Genomic DNA, 20,463 nt, shown 5'->3' with positions numbered 1-20,463 from the left:
CGCGTATAGGCAAGAAACACCGTCAAGGGAGATAAAAATACTTTAAGTAAGCTTATTTTTGCATGCAATACGAACAAGGCATGCAGAAGAACTTCAGGAAAATCGCAAAAATTTCATTGGTACTGGTATATCTGGTGATCATTGCCGGTGCCGTGGTACGTATGACAGGTAGTGGTATGGGTTGCCCCGATTGGCCCAAGTGCTTTGGGCACTACATCCCGCCTACCGATATTTCCGAACTGCAATGGCGTTCCGATACCGAAATAAAAAAGGGACAAATCATTATTGTCGATCAAACCCTGATGGTAGCCGCAAAGGACTTTCGTACGGGAGACATGTACGACGAATCGAACTGGAAACGGTATACCAAGCACGATTACGCCCAATTTAATGTCGCCCATACATGGACGGAATACATCAACCGCCTCTGCGGGGCCTTGGCCGGTTTGGCTACCCTCGTGCTTGCCGTAGCATCGATATCCTTCTACAAACAAAACAAAAAGATCACCTTTTTTTCCTGGTTGGTCGTATTCGGCATGGGGTTTCAGGCTTGGTTGGGGGCCACCGTGGTCTACTCGGTACTTGAACCGGTAAAGATTACCGTGCATATGATCATGGCCTTGGTCATTGTGGCCTTGTTGCTGTACATAATCCATATCACCAAAAAGAATGTGTCGGCCGGCCCCAGGTCACCTCTCAATATTTTACCCCTAATGGCGCTTGCCCTGTTCATGACACTCGTGCAGATCATTCTGGGCACCCAGGTAAGACAGCTGGTCGACGACCGCATCGACTTGGTCGGGGAAGCCGCAAAAAACCTCTGGATGTCGAATATCGGATGGGAATTTTACCTGCATCGCTCTTTTTCCATTTTGGTCGTCGTGCTGAACTTGGTCCTGGCCCTGCGCATTTACAGGCATAAACTCGGTTTTTCAAAGATCAATTGGGTATTGGCCTTGATAGGTTTTGAGGTGCTTACCGGAATCGCCATGTACTACCTCGACTTTCCCTTTGCATCGCAACCCTTGCATTTGGTCTTGGCCTCGTTGTTGTTCGGTGTTCAGTTTTATTTGGTCTTGGAGGCCATAAGTTCTAGAAAACGATCTAAATCTTTGTAACTTTGTCCTCGCCCTAAAAGCTGCGACAATGATTTATAAGATACGTATAATACTCGATGCCCAAGAGGATATCTTCCGCGATATAGAAATCGATGCCAGTAGTTCTATGGAGGAATTTCACAATGCCATTGCCCAGTCTTTTGGATTTCTAGGAAATGAAATGGCTTCGTTCTACACCTGTGACGACGAATGGAACCAAGACGAGGAAATCGCCTTGTTCGATATGAGCGAAAACGGCTCGGATGTTCGATTGATGAACGAAACCTTTTTGGAAGATGTAATGACAAGAAACAGCCCCAAGCTGATCTATGTCTACGACTTTCTAAGCATGTGGACCTTTTTTGTGGAACTCGCCGATATAGTCGAGAACGAACCGGGCGTATCCTATCCGAACCTCTTGTTCAGCTTTGGCGAACTACCGGAAACGCCACCCGAAAAAAACTTTGAATCCAAACCGGCGTTTGACTTTGACGATACTTTTGAAAACTACGACGACCTCGATTTTGACGAAAACTGGAACTAGTTTTTCTACAACGACATAATTCTTACTTAACCTTATTAATTTACCTAGCTGATATATGATCAATCTTTATCCTACCCAAATCGAGACCATTTCGCTTCACCGTGTGGGCAACAAAAACAAAAGCGAAGGTGTATTTTTATCTGCCGAGCCGTTCTCGTTGAACGATGAGACCACCGGCTTGTTAAAGGAATATTTCTTTAAGCCGTTTCGGGAAAAGGAAGAGAATTATTTTAGGTTTACCAACGACGTGGATGTCGAGTTCAACGAACTTTACAAGATCGTGAGCGATATATTCGACGACCCCGACAGCGCCCACGAGAATTCCAAAAGAATAGCCACCCACCTCTTCGAACAATCGAACCACCCACATATCAAAAGTGGCGAGGTGTATGTTACCTATTTGACGGGTTCTTTGTTGGACAACCGGAAAATCGACGCCGTGGGCATTTTTAAAAGCGAGCTCAAACACGATTTTCTACAGTTTGAAGAGCGGGGCACCAACCTCGATATCGTCATACAGCAGGGCATCAACATCAACAAATTGGACAAGGGTTGCCTGATATTCAACGAGAACAAGGAGGAGGGCTATAAGATACTATCGGTAGACAGCAACAGGTACGACGCCAAATACTGGCTCGAAAACTTTTTGGACGTCGAGGCTCTGGCCGATGATAATTTCTATACCAAAAACTACCTCAAGTTCTGCCAGAACTTTGCCAAGGACGTGGTCTTGCCCGCCGAGGACAAGCAGCAGGAAGTATTGTTTATGAACCGGGCGGTGAACCATTTTGCCAAGAACGATGCCTTTGAGGAAAGTAACTTTCTCAACGAGGTAATCGACAATCCCGAATTTATCCCCGAGTTCAAGCACTATAAGGTAGAAAAAGGGCCCAAGTACAGTATCGAGGACGTTTCCAATTTCGATATAGCGAACAAGGCCGTATCGGACGTTCGCAAAAAAATCAAGAACGTTATCAACCTCGATACCAACATTCAGATAAAAATGGACTTTATCAACCCCGAGTCTGCCCAAAAATTTATCGAAAAAGGTTGGGACGAAGAGAGACAGATGTATTATTACCTGGTTTACTTCAACAAGGAAGAAAAAAACTAGACCTTGATCTTGTTCTCTATGATCTGCCGCATACTGACGTCTTCGTAGTTTCGGCGCACGAAATCAAGGGCCAGATCCAAGACTTCGCCCATGGTCTTGCATTTGTTGAAATTGGGATCCGAGGTGAGCACGGCAACTTCCTCCTTTAACATGTTAATGTTCTCTTCGGTAGAAATCGTGTCCATTTTACAAATGGCCCTTAATTTCTTGATCCGGTTACCGGAACTCAGGATACGTTTCGCCACCATGGACCTTTCCTCCAACTTATATTGGTACACCGAATCCCTGAGCAGTTTCTCCCTAACCAATTCCACCATTTTAAGGTTCTCCTTAAAAAATTGGGGTCGGTAGACCTTTAGCTTTCCCTCATAACACTGTTGGTCAAAATCGATCGGACGGATTTTATACTCCACGTGGTCGAAATCATGGGTGGCTACAACGACATAATTATAAGATCGCATGTCGCCGAGCAGCCGGATCATACACCGCTCATTGAATTTTACAAACTCCTTGGCCAACTGGGCCTTCTCCCGCTCGGAACACATGGGAAGCCTGCTTTTTATAAACTCATCCCCGGGTATGCCCGCAATATGCTCCTCTATCAAGGTGTCCTTATATACCAGAAAGTTCAGGTTATAAGGAGAAAGCATATGTTCCAGCTCGAGCCCGTAAATACGGGAGGCATCCGTTTTCTTAATGTAAAAATTGGTAAAGTTATCGTTCAGGATATTTCTAACCTTGACCCTAAAGGGTTTTGAGTTTCCGAAGGTGCAGTAATCCACCGAATCAACGTTCAGGTATTGGTGAATACTTTCATTGCCATCGGAAAGTAAAATGGAATAGACCTTTTTTAAGCTCTCGTCTATTTCCTTTCTCTCAAATTCCGAGTAGAACACCCGAACCCACAAGGTATCTTCATCGTTCTCGTCGTAAACCGCCACTGAACCTGAAAAACGCAGTAAATCGTCGTAAAAAATAGGTATTTCAATCTTTCTGCTGTAATGCGCCAAATACTCGTCCAACTCCTTAATAACAGGGTAGGCCGGTTTTTTCTTAGACATTAACCGTTCTTCTGACATTTTTCCGTTTTACTTACAAAATAATCATTTCAACCCAATAACAAGGCCCCAAACAATACATTTCTAATCCAAAACAACATTTTTAGGGCCATTGGCAACAAAAATTTATAAGATAGGATTTTGGGTGTTTACTTTGTCTTTGTCTCCAAATTAAACCGAACTAATGATAACCTACTTTAAACCAAATTTGAAGAACATTCTAGTTGTATCATTAATGTTCTTTACTTACTTCGGATACGCGCAATTAAGTGACCTTCATTACCTACCGCCATTAAAACAAGGCCAAAACAACCAAGCCATACAGCAACAGGCGGTATATCTATCTACCCCAGAGTCGACGACCTTTACGGTGAACGCCTATAGGGGTACCAGCAGTACGCCCATCGCTACGTTCAATATCAATAATACGAGTCCCGCAACCTATAGTTTGCCCAACGGCGACAACAATATTACCCTGGTCGACAACAATCATACGGGTGTGGTACTGGACGATGCCGGTCTAAGGTTTGAATCCCCTAGCGGCAATCGCTTTTATGTAAATTACCGAGGTGTTTCGTCGGCCCAGGCCGCATCGCTTACGTCAAAGGGCAGGGTGGCCCTAGGTACCCGTTTTAAATGGGGCGGTTTGCCCAACCTCGGGTCACACAGTTCAAAATCGAACACCCTGGGCATTATGGCTACCGAAGACAATACCACGGTACGCTTGTACGGCTACGACCCCCAATGTAAATTCCGATTACAGGGAGATGCCGACGGCCTTACCAACGATTCGTATACCATTACCCTTGACGCCAACGAATCGTTTGTATTCGAGACCGTACTATCGCAATCGACCGCCCATGTAGACGGCTGGATCGGTGCATCCATAGAGTCGGACAAAGACATTGTAATAAGTAATGGAGGCCTTAACACCGGGAGACAGGTGAACAACAGTAACAGGGATGCCGCCATTGACCAACCCGTACCCGAAAACAGGTTGGGCAAGGATTATGTCTTTGTCCGTGGAAACGGTACCAATGCCACTGAATTTCCACTGATCATCGGTATTGCCGATAACACCCAAATATTCGTCAACGGGGGTAGCACACCCATCGCGACCATAGACAACGGCGAATATTTTCAAATTCCCGGAACCTATTATACCGGCAGTTCGGCAGGGGCCAATATGTTGGTAACGACCTCGAAGGATGCCTATGCCTATCAATCAATGGCAGGTGGCAGTGCGGTGTATACGCACGGGCTCAACTTCGTGGCCCCGGTAAACTGTTTGTTGCCCGATGTATTGGACAACATTCCCGACATCAAGAATATGGCGGGCACTACGGTAAATGGCGGTGTAACCATAATCGCCTCGACCACTACGCCCGACGCCAACATCACGGTCACCGACGGTTCGGGGCCCGTAGCGGTACCCCCTTCATCGCCGGTGCCGGGATCGACCGATTGGAAAACTATCTTTATACCCAACCTTACCGGAAACGTAAGTGTACAATCCACTGGCCCTATTGCGGTCGGTTTTTTTGGTTTGAACGGTGCACGTGGGGTAGCCGGGTATTTTTCGGGCTTTGATACCGTTCCTGTTGTAGACCTGGGAATCAGGGGCGGTAGCGGCTGTTTTGTAGGTTCCGAAATTTTTGAGGCTACCGGCAACTTCGATGCCTATCAATGGTATGGCGACGGGGAATTGATACCGGGCGCCAATGGCGACAGCTATGCCCCCTCGGTAGCGGGCGACTATTTCGTCAGGGGTACCAAAGGACCGTGTACCTACGACTCGCAACCCATATCGGCCTACTACTGCGACCCCGATGTCGTGGTAAACAAGACCGTGGACAAAACGGAAATCGTGGAAGGTGAAACCGCCACCTTCACCATAAAGGTCAGAAACCTCGGGGTTGGCCCATTGACCAACTTGCAGATTACCGACGATATTCCTGCCGGACTCACCTTGATCAATGCCCAGACGATTACGGGAAGCTGGAGCGGCAACACATGGAACATCGGAACCCTGAACGGGGGTGAAACCGCATTCTTGAACTTGGAGGTCCAGGCCGATGAAATCGATACCCTCCCCCTATTGAGCCTTACCAACACGGCGTACAACACCCAAGACCAAACCGACACCAATATTACCGAAGACAATCCGACGGCCCGTATAATCGTACATAACGATTTTGACAAGGACGGGGTTATCGACATTGTCGACCTTGACGATGACAATGACGGTATTTATGACGAGGACGAATGCGATACCTTATCCTACAACATTGCCAATGGCAATTCCGTTACCAGCGACTTGATGAGCCTCAACAACTATCTGGTACTCGATATCTTTTCTTTGGACAATTCGTTCTATCTCAACATCAACGGCAACGATGTGGCCGGGGAAATTCAGTTTGAAAACGGTGCCGGAGGCAATTATGCCCGCTTTTTGGACGGAAGCATACACGGGCAAAATGGCAACTCAAGCATATGGACCATAAGTGGATCGAACGGTGATCCCGTCATTCGGGTCGTAATCGACCAAAACGGCAACTTCGAACTGTTCTCAAAAAGAAATACCGGTGGTGCCTTGGAGCCCATGGTCTTGGACACCCCCCCCAGTACCATTGCCTGGAATCCCTCGGGCAACAATACCGTCACCATAAATCAAGACGTAAGGGGGCCTACCAATATGAACGGCGTACTCTTGACGGCGGGTTGCGATACCGATGGCGACGGCTATCCCGATTCCTTGGACCTTGATAGCGATGGCGACGGTTGTAGCGATGCCAATGAATTCTATAAGGACGATACCGCCGATGGCGGCGATGGTGGCGAATACGGTACGGGCGTGCCGGTCGTAGACCCGGCCGACGGTACGGTAAATGCCGCTTCCTACACCCAAGTATATGCACCAATAATCGTCTTGGGCAATACCTCCGAAGATTTGGGCGGCACCGATATCAATGGACAGGATGTAAGCCTGGGCGAAACCCTCAATTATGTATTGCGCTTTCAAAATACGGGAGATGACAACGCTACCCAATTTACCATAAGGGACGTGTTGCCCGACAATGTTTCTTTGGACCATATCGACTATAGCGGTGCTCCCGGCGCCTCACATACCTACGACCCCGGTACAAAGACCATCGATTTCTCCATTCCAAATAATTTGGTCGAAGTGGGGAAACCTGAATATACGATCAAGATTACCGTGAGCATATCGGGCGATTGTTCCGAATTTGTGGCAGCTTGCGCTTCCGTATTGGAAAACCAGGCTTTTGCGACCTATCGAGGTACCTTGAACACCAATACCTTCTCCGACGAGGACGGAAGCAACCCCGCCGGGGCCTGTACCAACACCCTTCAAACGGCCACCAACAACGTTTCCGATGCCTTGGCCAATTGTAATGTGGCCCGTACGGTACAGCTCTGTGGCGACAACGCCCTACTTACCGCCGGGTCGGGCTTTGATACGTACAACTGGGCAATCGACGCCAACAACAACGGACAAATCGATGCCGGGGAGACCCTACTCGACGACGGCGACCCCGACGGCTTGCCCAATACCTTGCTCGTTACCACCGTCGGCAATTACATTGTTGAAAAAACCGCAAGCAACGGATGTGCCAACCATACGGAACGTATTACCGTATTGCGCTACGGGGAAACACAGACCAATCCGGTTATCGAATACTTTAACCGGGTCAACAGCGACAGCAACCCCGACAACGATATTCAGGGAGAAATCGTTTCCTGTTCCATCGACGGTAACACCATACCGAATATCTTTCTTTGTGGCACCAACGACAGCGCCTTTATCGAATTGGGCATTACCGACGCGCAAAGCATTAGGTGGGAAAAGCTCGATGAAAGCAGCTGCCCCGCCGTGTCCGACGATTGTGCCAATACCAACAGTGGCTGTACCTGGACGGAAGAAGCGGTTCAAGACAACTTCACCATTACCGAAAGCGGAAAGTACAGGGTGGTTATCTCCTATATGCACGGTTGCTTCAGCCGATTCTATTTCAATGCCTATCAAAATACACTTGACATTCCGACCCCCACATCGTCCGATATCATTTGCGATACGGATGGTTCGATCCGCGTTGTCGACCTGGGCTCGGGATACGGGTACCAATTGTACGATGTGGGAAACAACTCCATTGCCGTTCCATTTAGCGCAGGCCAAGGCCCAATCTTTGATATTGCTACGAGCGGCACCTATAAGGTCCAGGTAACACAACTAGACCCATCGACCGGAGACCCCATACCCAATAGCTGTGTATTCGAGACCGAGGACATCGGGATCCAAGAACGCAACTTTCAGGTAAACCTTACCTCTACCGCCGCTGATTGCGACGACCAAGGTACCATAAGTGTACAGGCCTTGGATGTTTCCCCCGATTACAGCTATGAGCTGTACATTGACGACGGCAGCAATGGCGGAAACGGTACTTTCTTACAGTCCGAAACCGTCACCAACGACAATACCCACACCTTTACCGGTGTCGCCCCGGGCGACTATATTGTGGTCACCACCACTACGGACGGCTGTAGGGACAGCCAAACAATTACGGTCGGTGAAATTCCCGAGCTGAGATTGACCGCCGCCAATCAAGAAAATATTACCTGTACAGCGGGCGTAATCAATCTGACGCCATCAGGAGGCACGACCGGCTACGAATTCGCGGTTTGGAGCAAGGACGGTGTGCCCAACTACACCGATGAAGGCAGCATACCCGATGCCGATTTCTCTACCAACCCCAAGTTTTTGTTCGGTTATAGGGGCACCCCCTCCGTTTATTACCCGAACGAAGACGGTGACTATGTTTTTATTGTCAGGGACGATAACGGATGTTATGCCTTTTCGAACACCGTACATATGGACGACTTGGGAACCGTAAGCATCACGGCTTCCAACTCCGATATCGTGTGTGCCGATTCTTCCACCTCGGTATTGACCATCAATGCCTCCGGTGGTACGGCACCCTACCAATATAGCCTGGACGGGGGCACCACCTACCAGACCGAGAATTTCTTCAACAACCTGCCTGCCGGCCATTACACCATTACGGTAATGGACTCTAGCGGTTCTACGGGCAACGGCTGTGTAACCTCCATAGATTATGAAATTACCCAACCCTTTAGGCTCACCGCATCGGCTTCCATTGTCGAGGATGCTTCGTGCGACCCTTCGGGCGCGGCCTTGGTCAAAATACTGAATGTCAACGGCGGACAGGCCCCTTATGAATACAGTTTTGACGGTGGAAGTACCTTTGGTTCGACCAACGACCGTCGTTTATCAGCCGGAACCTATCAGCTGGTGGTCAGGGATGCCTTGGGATGCTCCGCAGATTTGGAAATTACGGTTCCGAACCCGGTAGCCGACCCCAGTTTCGACAGTGACGTCACCTATAACTGCGATGGAAACGGTAGCATTACCATAACCCCGTCGAACACCACCGATTTTGAATATACCTATCAGCTGAACGGAACCGACAATTCGCCCATCGACAGTAATATTTTCAATGCCATTGCCCCAGGTACGCATACGGTTACCGTTGGCTACTCAAGTACCTTGGCCCCCAACCAAAGCACCTTGTTTTTCGAAGATTTTGGCACGGGCATAAGCACTGCCATTGGTGAAATCGGTCCCGGATACTGTTTTGAACCGCAAAACGGAACAACAATGGCCTGTAACCTTGGCCCTGCCGGTATCTTGGTCAACGGTGAATATACGGTTACCGCTGCCGTTACCAACCCCAATAGCTCGTGGAGAACCCCTAACGACCATACCGGCTTGACCGATGGTAGGTTCATGGCCATAGGGGTCAGCACTTTAGCGGGCAGTAACAACGTGATCTGGTCGAGATCCGGATTGGACGCCCTGGCCGGCCAAGACATTACCATATCGTTCTATGCCTATAACCTGTTAAGAGTCGGTTCCCTAGGGAACGACCCTGAAATTCTTGTGGAGCTTGTCGATGCTTCGGGTACCGTCATCAGCAGTACCGCTACTACGGCAATACCCAAGAACAATGATGCCAATGATTGGCACTTAAGGGAAGTTACCTTCAACCCCGGGGCAAATACGGTCGTTGGCGTCGTATTGCGTACCAACCTCGACAGCGACTATGGAAACTTCCTGGTCTTGGACGATATCCAAGCCCATCAAGTTGCCGAAGCCTGTGAAAAGACCCAAGACATTACGGTATCCGTAGAAACGGGAAAAGCGTTTGAGGTCGACCTATTGGGCGGTACCGATCCGACCTGTAACGGCTCCAGCGATGGCAGTATCCGTTTTGAAGTAAGAAATTTTGATACGGCAACAGGCTACGAATATTCAACCGACGGTGGTACAAATTGGACGGTCGAAACGGCGCCCATCGTAACCACACCTTCAACATTGGCGGACGGAACTTATACCATTATGGTTCGTAAGGTAAGCGACAATACCTGTACGGCCACATCGGCCACATCGGTAACCTTGACAGCTCCGGCGACGATAGTTCCCGACTTACAAAAAACGGCCGAGTATACCTGCTTTAACACAGGTGCCACTTTAGAGGCTTCCGCTACGGGTGGTACGCCAGGGTATGAATACCAATTGGAGGATACTTCGGGCACCGCGGTCGCAAGCTATCAAACCAACCCTATCTTTAACAATGTTGCCGATGGTGATTATCTAATTCGCGTTAGGGACTCCAATGGCTGCGAAGTACTTTCAACAGTACCTGTAACGGTCAACGCACCGGAAACATTGGATTTCGACATGACCTATACCCAATGTTACGATGGTGGAAGCAACGCTACGATTACCGTTAATGTCACCTCGGGAAATGGCGATTACACCTTTAGGATAAACGGTGGCGGCTGGGTTACCCCGGAATCCGCTACCCCTACGACCTACACCTTCCCTGGCCTGGCCAATGGCACCTACACCATCGATGTAGAGGATGGTTACAGTTGTGGACCCGTACAAAAAAGCGTTACCATTAGTCCGCAATTGACCGGTAATGCCACTTTACAGTCCGATAAAACATGTACGGACGATGCTGAAATAAACCTCAACATTACGGGTGGTTCAGGAAGCTATACCTATGAATGGTCCACTTCTCCGACCGGCCCGTGGAATGCGACCGGGTTTACTGCGGATACTTTTTCCACAGGTACGGCAGGCACCTACTATTTCAGGGCCACCGATACCTCGGTCCCCACCCCATGTACCTTTGTCACCAATGCCGTAACGGTTACGGAAGCCGTTAACCCGGTAATCACAAGCATTACCCCGACAGACCTAACCTGTAATGGGGACAATACCGGTGCCTTGGACATTGTTATCGATACTTCCGTAGGATTGGCTCCGTATACCATCAATGTATACAACACGACCACCTCAACGGATTATGGCGAGAATACCTCAAGTTTGGCGGCAGGTAATTATACGATTACGGTAACCGATAGTAAAAATTGCTCCGTAACAGGAACTGCAACCATTAGTGAGCCAACTATTATAAATCCGAATATTGTATCTACCGATTTGCAATGTACGCCTACCGGCACAGAGTTGGGTACGATTGCCATCAATGCCTCCGGAGGTACCCCAACATACATCTATAGGGTCAACAATGCCGACTTTAGTGTCTCTGAAACCTATGACACCTCAACGGGCACCAATGACCATACCTTTACCGGATTAAATTTCGGGGAATACACCGTTACCGTAACCGACTTCAATGGTTGCGAGACCGTAAGCTCGGTTACGATTGCCACAGGCCCCGATATTTTGATCACGACCCAAGGCGCCTCCGGTTGTACGCCCGGAAGTGGGGAAATGCTCGTGGAGGCCCAAGCTTCTACAGGCCCATTGGGAGCCGGTTCATTCTATTTCGCCATATTTCCGGCACCTCCGTACGATCCTAGCGATCCGGCATGGTTCCCTGAAGACACCGTAATAGACAACACCTATAATTTTACAGGTTTAACCCCTGGTGTTACCTATACCTTTATCGTACACGATACGGATACGAATTGTGAATACATGCAAGAGGCCACGGTTCCGGTTTCCACCAGTTCCAATTTAACTTCCACCATAGACGGCACAACACCGATTACTTGTTTCGGAAGTGCGGATGGCAAGGTCGAATTTACCATCTCGGGTTACGATGCCACGACGGTTGATTATGAGATCTTCCATTATGCCACCAATACAAGTACCGGTATAACCGGGACTATTCCTGGTGCTGTCGGAGGTCCTGAAACTGAAATAACAAACAATTTACCTCCTGGTGAATTCTATATTCTGTTCACGGAAATGGACGGGACAAATGCTGGCTGTGTAAACACTTCGGACATCTTTGTAATCGAACAGGCCCCTACCCTATTGGAAGTTTCCGCTACAGCCACTAAAAATGCCAACTGTAATGAAGATGGTACTATTACGGCTTCGGGACGCTACGGAGTTGGTCCGTATGAATATCAATATTTACCCGATACGGCTACGGCCCCGACTACAACGTCAAGTGGATGGGAAACCGGTACCGTGAAAAACGTTGCCGCAGGTGATTATATCGTCTATATTAAAGATGCCCATGACTGTATCCAGCACACTTCGGTTACGATAGGCTTTGATACGGCCCCTGAAATCGACACGGTTACCGTAAACGACTATTGTGTGGCCGAAGGCAACTATTCCGTAGATGTAACATTGACCAACCCCGATACCGCTTCGTACAATATAAGTGTGAACGGTGGTGCCCTACAAAGTGCCAATTTTGTCGGAGGTGTTTATACCGTTACCGGATTAAGTTCATCGACTTCAACACAAACGATTGCTATATCCGATGTAAATGGATGTGGAAATTCTGAAACTTTTGAGATTGCTCCTAAATTCCAGGCCACGGCACAGATTACCAAATTATTGGATTGTAGTGGCAGTCCGAATGCCGAAATTACGATTACCGCTTTTGACGGATACGGTTCCTTTGAATATGAAGTTTCCGGACCGGTCAACCAAGCAAGAACGGCAATACCCGGTCCTGCGAATACCATTGTTTGGGATGGGGCTTCAAGCGCAGGAACGTATACCGTTTCCGTTTATGATACCAACACTCCTTTATGTAATCCAATTACATTCACCTTGGAAGTAGAAGATGCCGTTGTACCCAACTTTACGGCAGTAGCGACAGATGTTACTTGTAATGGAGGTACTGACGGTGCAATAGCGATTACCGAAATAAATAATGGCATTAATCCTTTGTTATATACCTTAAGTCCCGCCAGTGCAACATTCAATACTACGACAAATAGTTTTGAAGGCCTTACTGCCGGCACATATGACGTTATTGCAACAGGAACAAATGGTTGCACAACAACCCGTACTATTGTGGTTGACGAACGTCCGGCCATTACTTTCGATACGCCGGTTGTAGACCAATTTGGCTGTACTTCCGATAATGCGGTCAACAATGCCCTAATCACCTTGGACGAGGCTTCCTTGTCAGGTGGCAGCAGCACCTATTCCCGTTACGAGTTTGAAGATGTTGCAACAGGTACTATTTTACAAAGTGGATTAAGCCCGACATATACCTATACGGATTATGCCGGCGGCAATGTCATTGTCCGTGTATTCGATGATGCCGGATGCTCTGCCGAACAAACTGTTACCGTAAACGCCTACGATGCCTTGGTAGATGCTACCATAACCGTAGATAGGGACATAAGCTGTATTAACAGTGGCGAAGACATCAGTATAGATGTTAGCAGCACTTTTACCGACTTTACGTCCAACCCTGGCAACTATGAGTTCAGGCAATTACCATCCGCCACATACCAAGCTTCGAACCAGTTCTTGAATTTGGCCGTGGGCACCCATACCTTTGGTATTCGAAATATCACCACAGGATGCGAAATTACCCGAACCCATACGGTTGAAGAACCCAATACTTTTGATGTCATCGTTGAAAAGCTGTCCGATGTAATCTGTCATGGCGATAACGGCAGCATACGATTGACCCTCGTAGACACTGCGTATACCACAGGATTCTCATACTATATCTACGATACCAACGGCACCCCAGCGGACCGCTCCGACGATGGACCCGCAATTATTACAGGCAGTTCGACCAACCTTGGTCCGACCCCAGCCATTTATGTTCCCGCAGGCAATTATTTGGTGGAGGTGACCCAGGATGACCTGCCCAATTGCAGCCAAGTACGGTCATTCAACATTACCACGCCCAGCGCCCCGATTGCCCTGGCTCCCATCGAGACCGAGGATGTTGGCTGTACCAACGACCTGGGTAGCGCCAATATCGTACCCACCGGGGGCGAGGCGCCATATGATATTATTTTGACCCATAACGGTTCCGGTACCACGTATACGGCCAATCAAGTGAACAGTTTCTTGTTCCAAGGTTTGGGTGCGGGGCAGTACACGGTTGAAGTGACCGATAACCTCGGCTGTAACCCGACCTTTGCCAATGCATTCGAATTGGTCGTACCCGACCCGATATCGGCCAGCATTTCAAGTACGACCTTGCTATGTATCGGTGATACGGACGCGTCGGTAACGGCTGCTGTCACACCGAGAAACGTTACCACCGATTACCGGTACGTTCTCTATACGTACGACGATGCGGCAGGTACTACCCGCTTGCAGACCTCAAGTACACAGACCACCAGTACCTTTGACAATTTAAGGTCCGGTTTCTACAGCATAGGCATATTTGACGACATGAACTGTAGCTTCGAAACGCCTATCGAAGAAATTGTGGAACCGACCGAAGTGGAGGGACAACTGGTAACGGCACAACGTCTCACCTGCCTTTCCGATGCCGAACTCGTATTGACGGCTTCGGGTGGTACCGCACCCTATATGTGGAGTACGGACGGAACTACGTTCAATGCCATGAACGAAACCAATGGCCCCAATAGCCATTTGTTCACCAATGTAACCCCGGGTGTTTATCAGTACTACATACGGGATAGCTTCAACTGTGTTTCGGTACTGACCAACAGCATTACGATCAATCCGATAGAACCTCTACAGGTTGCCATAGACGATTCGGCCGCTACCGTCAACTGTAACGGCCAGAGTACGGCTGCCATATTCGCCGAGGCGGATGGCGGATTGGGCAATTACCAATACGCCCTGTTCTCCGATGCCGCCCTCACCAACGAAATACGGCCGAACCAATCTACGGGTATCTTTATTGATTTGCCTGTCGGAAACTATTTCGTCAGGGTACAAAGCGAGGACTGTGAAGTAAGCTCGGCCCAAATTACCATTGAAGAGCCAACGGCCCTCCAGGTTACCCCCCAAGTTACCGATGTCAGCTGCAACGGTTCGGATGACGGAAGCATTACCATCGATGCAAGTGGCGGAACGGGAGTCTATCAGTATGCGATAAGCCCAAATTTGAATCAATTTGTCGATGATAACACCTTCGATAGACTCTCCCCTGGAGACTATACCCTAATCGTCCAGGATTCCAACGGTTGTTTTGAGGTTATCGAAGCTACCATTACCGAACCGGAGGTATTGGAAGTATCGGCCACCACTTCGCCCGAAATATGTGTGGGCGAGGAAAACGGCTCAATTGACCTAGTTATTACCGGAGGTACCGCTCCCTATAGTACGCGATTGTCGACGGAAACCAATTTTGTGGAAGGTAGGACCCGCTTCGAGAACCTTGCATGGGGAGTATACATCATATACATCGAGGATGCCCAAGGTTGCGAAGAAACCATTACCGCCACGATCGACGCAGGAGTTAATTTAGGCGCCACGGTAGAACCGGTTTACGGTTGCAACGGCAATACGCCCAGCAACTATGTCAACATTGTACTGGATGATACCAGCATAAGTGACGAAGTCCTCTTTGGACTCGATACCAGCGATCCCGCGGAAATGCAACTGAATCCGTTCTTTAGGGACATCGCCCCTGGCAACCATTACATCGCCATATCGCATGCGAATGGCTGTATGGCCACCTATGATTTTGAAATCGAGTCTTTTGAGCCATTGACCCTAACCGTAGAACAGAGCAATATCAATCAGATAACGGCAACGGTCAACGGTGGCAAGGAAGGTTACACCTACTACTTCGGCGATACCAACAACGGTTCGGACAACGTGTTCTACATTACCGAAACCGATACCTATTTGGTGACCGTTGTCGATGAAAACGGTTGTGAGGCTACCGCAAGTATCTTTATGGAATTCATCGATATCGAAATCCCTAATTTCTTTACGCCCAACGGGGATGGTGCCAACGATATTTGGAAACCAAGGAATATTGAAATCTACCCCGATATCTTTATCAGCATTTACGACAGATACGGGCGTACCGTATATCGTTTTAGGGATAACGAAGACGGATGGGACGGCTTTTACCAGAATAGCGAACTACCTTCGGGAGACTACTGGTATATTATCAAATTAAACGGTCAGGCCGACACCAGGGAATTTGTAGGCCACTTCACACTGTACCGATAAGACCTGTTAAAGACAGCTAATTGAAAGGTAGCTGTTTTTTAATTCCATCGTTCCTGACGGGGGTTGCTTAAAAGCGCATTGATATGGTCGAATAGGCATTTTACAACAATAGACCTAGGGGAAACAACAAATTTTTGTTCGAGGGGCATATAACCCCTTATTTTGAAATTCCAAAAAAATCAGCCACGTTGAAACCTGTGTCCTTGCAAAAAAATAGAATTCTTCTACTCCTTCTTCTTTTATGCGCTGTAAAGGGATACTCCCAATTGAGCGATCTGCATTATTTACCACCGTTAAAGCAAGGCGGGAACAACCAAGCCGTCAGGGAACAAGCCGTTTATTTGTCAACTCCCGAAACCACGGCTTTTACCGTAAACGTATATCAAGGCGCCATAGCCGCCCCTATAGCGACCTTTTCATTGTCCAACGCGACTCCGGTAACGTATACCCTTGCCAACGGCAATAACGACATTACCCTCGTATCCGATGCCAATACCGGGGTAGTGCTTTCATCTAGCGGATTGCGTTTTGAGGCCCCTGGGGGAGAAAAATTCTATGTAAACTACAGGGGTAGTTCCAATTCCCAATCCACATCGCTTACCAGTAAGGGTAGACAGGCGATGGGAACCCTGTTTAAATGGGGTGGTATACCCAATAGGGGAACCCATGCCAGTTTGACCAATACCTTGGGGATCATGGCCACCGAAAACAATACCACCGTACGGCTATACGGTTATGACCAAGACTGTGAATTTCGGTTGGGAAACGATCGTGACGGAATCACGGACGATACCTATACCATAAATTTAGATGCCAACGAATCTTTTGTGTTTGAGGCCTATGTTGCCGAAACAACCGCCAATATAGACGGTTGGATCGGCGCTACCGTGGAATCGGACAAAAACATTGTAATAAGCAACGGGGGATTGAACATTGCGGTGCGATCGGGAAATGCCAGTAGGGATGCCGCCATCGACCAGCCCGTACCCCAAAATAAAATAGGAAAGGAATATGTGTTTATTCGTGGCAAGGGCACCAGCGAAACCGAAAAACCCATCATAATCGGAACGCAGAACAATACGGAAATTTATGTGAACGGTGCCACGACGCCCATTGCCACCATCAACAATGGGGATTATTTTGAAATTCCCGACAGCTATTATTCCAGTACGTCCGCTGGAGGCAACATGTTCGTAACCACCTCAAAAGATGCCTACGCCTACCAATCATTGGCCGGGGGATCATCCATCGTTACGGTAGGGCTCAACTTTGTGGCTCCCGTAAACTGCTTATTGCCCGATACGGTAGATAACATTCCGAATATTCAGGATGCGGCGGGCATTACAATGACCGGTGGGGTTACCATAGTAGCCTCTACCACTACACCCGACGCCAATATTTCAGTAACGGACGACAATGGAACGGTAACACTACCTTCCCCTACCCCGGTAGCCGGGTCTGCCGATTGGAAGACATATTACGTACCCAACCTTACGGGCAACGTTTCCGTGGAATCTACCGGACCTATTGCCGTGGGTTTTATCGGATATAGTGGTGCAAGGGGTATTGCCGGGTATTTCTCGGGATTCGATACCGTACCCGAGGTAGATTTGCAGGTCATGGGCGGCGGTTGCTTGCCAGGTTCCATTATCGAAGTGGTCGACGCCAACTACGATGCCTACCAATGGTACCAAAACGGAACCTTGGTTCCTGGAGCCATTTTTTCGAGTTATACCCCTACCGAAGCCGGTGATTACTATGCGAGGGTGACCAAAGGGGGCTGCACCTACGATTCACAACCAATAGCGGCTTACTATTGTCTACCGGATATCGTAGTCAAAAAAACCGCCGACACCAACGACGTAACCGAAGACGACCTAGTTGAATTTACGATTACCGTCGAGAGTTTGGGAGAAAACGACGTGACCAATCTGGTCTTGACCGATATACTTCCGTCGGGATTGGAATGGGTATCCTCGTCCGTATCGAAAGGAAGCTTTACCTATCCGGATTGGACCGTCGGCACCATGGCCCAAGGCGAATTGGAGTCCTTGACCTTGGTGACCCGGGCCCGGTTGAACAACATCTACCTCACCTCGGAAACCTATACCAATACGGTCAGCAACAGCCAAGACCAAACCGATTCCAATATAACTCCGGACGACCCTTCCGAAACGGTCACCGTAACCAGGGAGCGTCCCACCTCCGTAATTACCAACCGAAAGATTACCTATAGGGTCAAAAAAAACTGAGTTGACCTTATTCGCCCTTTTCCTGTAACAAATTTCACCTTGGATCGTCATATCCCCAAAACAGGCGACCCTTGAAAACGATTCTCACGGTTAACAACCTTACTAAAAAATTCGGGCATTTGACAGCGGTCAAAAACCTGTCGTTCACCATTGAAAAAGGGAACGTCTATGGGATTCTAGGCCCCAACGGCAGCGGAAAATCCACTACCCTGGGCATTGTCCTCAATGTAGTGAACAAAACCCATGGCGACTTTTTTTGGTTCGACGGCCATACCTCGACACACGACGCCTTGAAAAAAGTGGGCGCCATTATCGAAAGGCCCAACTTTTACCCCTACATGACCGCGACCCAAAACCTGAAGTTGGTCTGTATGATCAAAGAGGTAAGCGAAGAAAAGATAGAGGAAAAATTGGAGATTGTCGGCTTGTTGGACCGGAAGGACAGTAAGTTCCGGACCTACTCCCTAGGCATGAAGCAGCGGCTGGCCATTGCCTCCGCCCTACTCAACGATCCCGAGATCCTGATCTTGGACGAGCCTACCAACGGCCTGGACCCGCAAGGCATCCACCAAATACGGGAGATCATAAAACAGATCGCCGCCCAAGGGACCACCATCCTATTGGCCTCCCACCTATTGGACGAAGTCGAAAAGGTATGCAGCCATGTCATCATCCTCCGAAAAGGCGAAAAACTGTATTCGGGGCGGGTAGACGGTATGCGGGCCAGCCATGGTTTTTTTGAGCTCAAAAGCGACAATCCCGACCACCTCAAAGCCTATTTGGAAAGGAGCGCCAGCTTCGGGGAGGTAAAGCTGGAAAACGGTTTGGTCACCGCCATCCTCAAAGAAGAAATGGATGCCGCCGAACTCAATCGATCCCTTGTTTCGCAAGGTATCGTACTATCGCACCTCGTCAAAAGAAAAGAAAGCCTTGAAGAGCAATTCCTGGCCCTGACCGAAAACCAAGCGAATCCCAAGACCCCATGATACGACTGTTACAAATAGAGTTCATCAAACTGTGGAACAACAGGATCAGCAAGATCTTGATCCTATCGTATTTCATCCTGCTCACCTCGATCGCTCTGGTGGCGGCCATAAAATTCGACATCGGCCCCATTAAATTCCACCTAGCCGAACAGGGGATATTCAATTTTCCGTACATCTGGCACTTTACGACCTATATAGCAGCCTTTTTCAAGCTTTTTCTGGCCATCGTCATCGTTTCGATGATGGCCAACGAATACGTCAACAAGACGATCAAACAGAACCTGATCGACGGTCTTTCGAAAAAGGAATTCGTTCTCAGCAAGTTCTTGACCGTGGTCTCCTTCGCCCTGATATCGACCCTTTTTGTCTTTGTCGTTTCCTTGGTACTGGGCTTGGTCTATTCCGATTATAACGAACCGGCGATCATGTTGTCGGACCTGGAGTTTATAGCGGCCTTTTTCGTTAAGCTCGTAGGCTTTTTTACCTTATGTCTATTTCTGGGGATTCTCGTCAAACGCTCTGCCTTTGCCCTGGGCTTTTTGATCCTGTGGATGATCGTGGAGCAACTGCTGTTCGGTTTTTTGGCATGGATATTGGCCTCTTGGGATACTGCGGCGGCGATCAAGGACCTGTTCCCCTTGCAATCGATGTCGAACCTTATAGACGAACCTTTTTCGCGCCTCAATGCCGTACAATCGGTAGCGGCGCAAATGGGTGAAAAGTTCGCCCTCGACTATCACGTGCATTGGTACGAGATTCTGATTGTACTGGCGTGGACTGCCATTTTTATATACGGCTCCTATGCCCTGTTAAGGAAAAGGGACCTGTAAAGGGCCAGGGCGTTTACGTATCCCTATTTGTCCAAACAATAGCGCTTTTGGGTTGAACTAAACCGTCCATCTTTCGT

Annotated in this window: 8 protein-coding genes; 7 read left to right on the top strand and 1 reads right to left on the bottom strand. The window is 48.6% G+C overall.

Translation table 11 applies throughout. The features are described 5' to 3' along the window. Positions 1-80: 80 nt before the first annotated feature. From BUB37_RS11000 to BUB37_RS10990, 3 genes are read left to right on the top strand one after another with little or no spacing between them, the layout of a single operon-like run. Positions 81-1,118: a COX15/CtaA family protein gene (locus tag BUB37_RS11000; protein WP_072994006.1), complete on the top strand. Its 1,038-nt coding sequence runs from the start codon at positions 81-83 to the stop codon at positions 1,116-1,118. Positions 1,119-1,146: 28 nt separating this feature from the next. Further along, on the top strand, positions 1,147-1,641 hold the full coding sequence (locus BUB37_RS10995; protein WP_072993439.1) for an IS1096 element passenger TnpR family protein: 495 nt from the start codon (positions 1,147-1,149) through the stop codon (positions 1,639-1,641). 55 nt (positions 1,642-1,696) lie between these two features. Further along, positions 1,697-2,755, top strand: coding sequence for a nucleoid-associated protein (locus BUB37_RS10990; RefSeq protein WP_072993436.1), 1,059 nt, complete (start codon positions 1,697-1,699; stop codon positions 2,753-2,755). Here the strand turns inward: BUB37_RS10990 and BUB37_RS10985 are convergent. After that, positions 2,752-3,834, bottom strand: a complete 1,083-nt coding sequence (locus tag BUB37_RS10985) for a hypothetical protein (protein WP_072993434.1) — start codon at positions 3,832-3,834, stop codon at positions 2,752-2,754. The genes BUB37_RS10990 and BUB37_RS10985 overlap by 4 nt on opposite strands. Positions 3,835-3,997: 163 nt before the next feature. On the opposite strand from BUB37_RS10985, the gene BUB37_RS10980 reads away from it, so the two are divergent. From BUB37_RS10980 to BUB37_RS10965, 4 genes are all read left to right on the top strand, one after another. Next, positions 3,998-16,318, top strand: a complete 12,321-nt coding sequence (locus tag BUB37_RS10980) for a T9SS type B sorting domain-containing protein (protein ID WP_094766689.1) — start codon at positions 3,998-4,000, stop codon at positions 16,316-16,318. A gap of 203 nt (positions 16,319-16,521) precedes the next feature. Then, positions 16,522-18,570, top strand: a complete 2,049-nt coding sequence (locus BUB37_RS10975; RefSeq protein WP_397459879.1) for a DUF11 domain-containing protein — start codon at positions 16,522-16,524, stop codon at positions 18,568-18,570. A 71-nt stretch (positions 18,571-18,641) separates the two neighbouring features. Next, positions 18,642-19,556 carry an ABC transporter ATP-binding protein gene (locus BUB37_RS10970; RefSeq protein WP_072993428.1) on the top strand — a complete coding sequence of 305 codons (915 nt, stop codon included), beginning with the start codon at positions 18,642-18,644 and terminating at the stop codon, positions 19,554-19,556. Next, on the top strand, positions 19,553-20,386 hold the full coding sequence (locus tag BUB37_RS10965; RefSeq protein ID WP_072993425.1) for an ABC transporter permease: 834 nt from the start codon (positions 19,553-19,555) through the stop codon (positions 20,384-20,386). Before BUB37_RS10970 ends, BUB37_RS10965 begins: the two co-directional genes overlap by 4 nt. Positions 20,387-20,463: the final 77 nt, after the last annotated feature.

Source organism: Pseudozobellia thermophila (genome assembly GCF_900141855.1).
GTDB classification, from domain to species: Bacteria; Bacteroidota; Bacteroidia; order Flavobacteriales; family Flavobacteriaceae; genus Pseudozobellia; species Pseudozobellia thermophila.
This window is presented reverse-complemented; position numbering and strand designations above follow the sequence as displayed.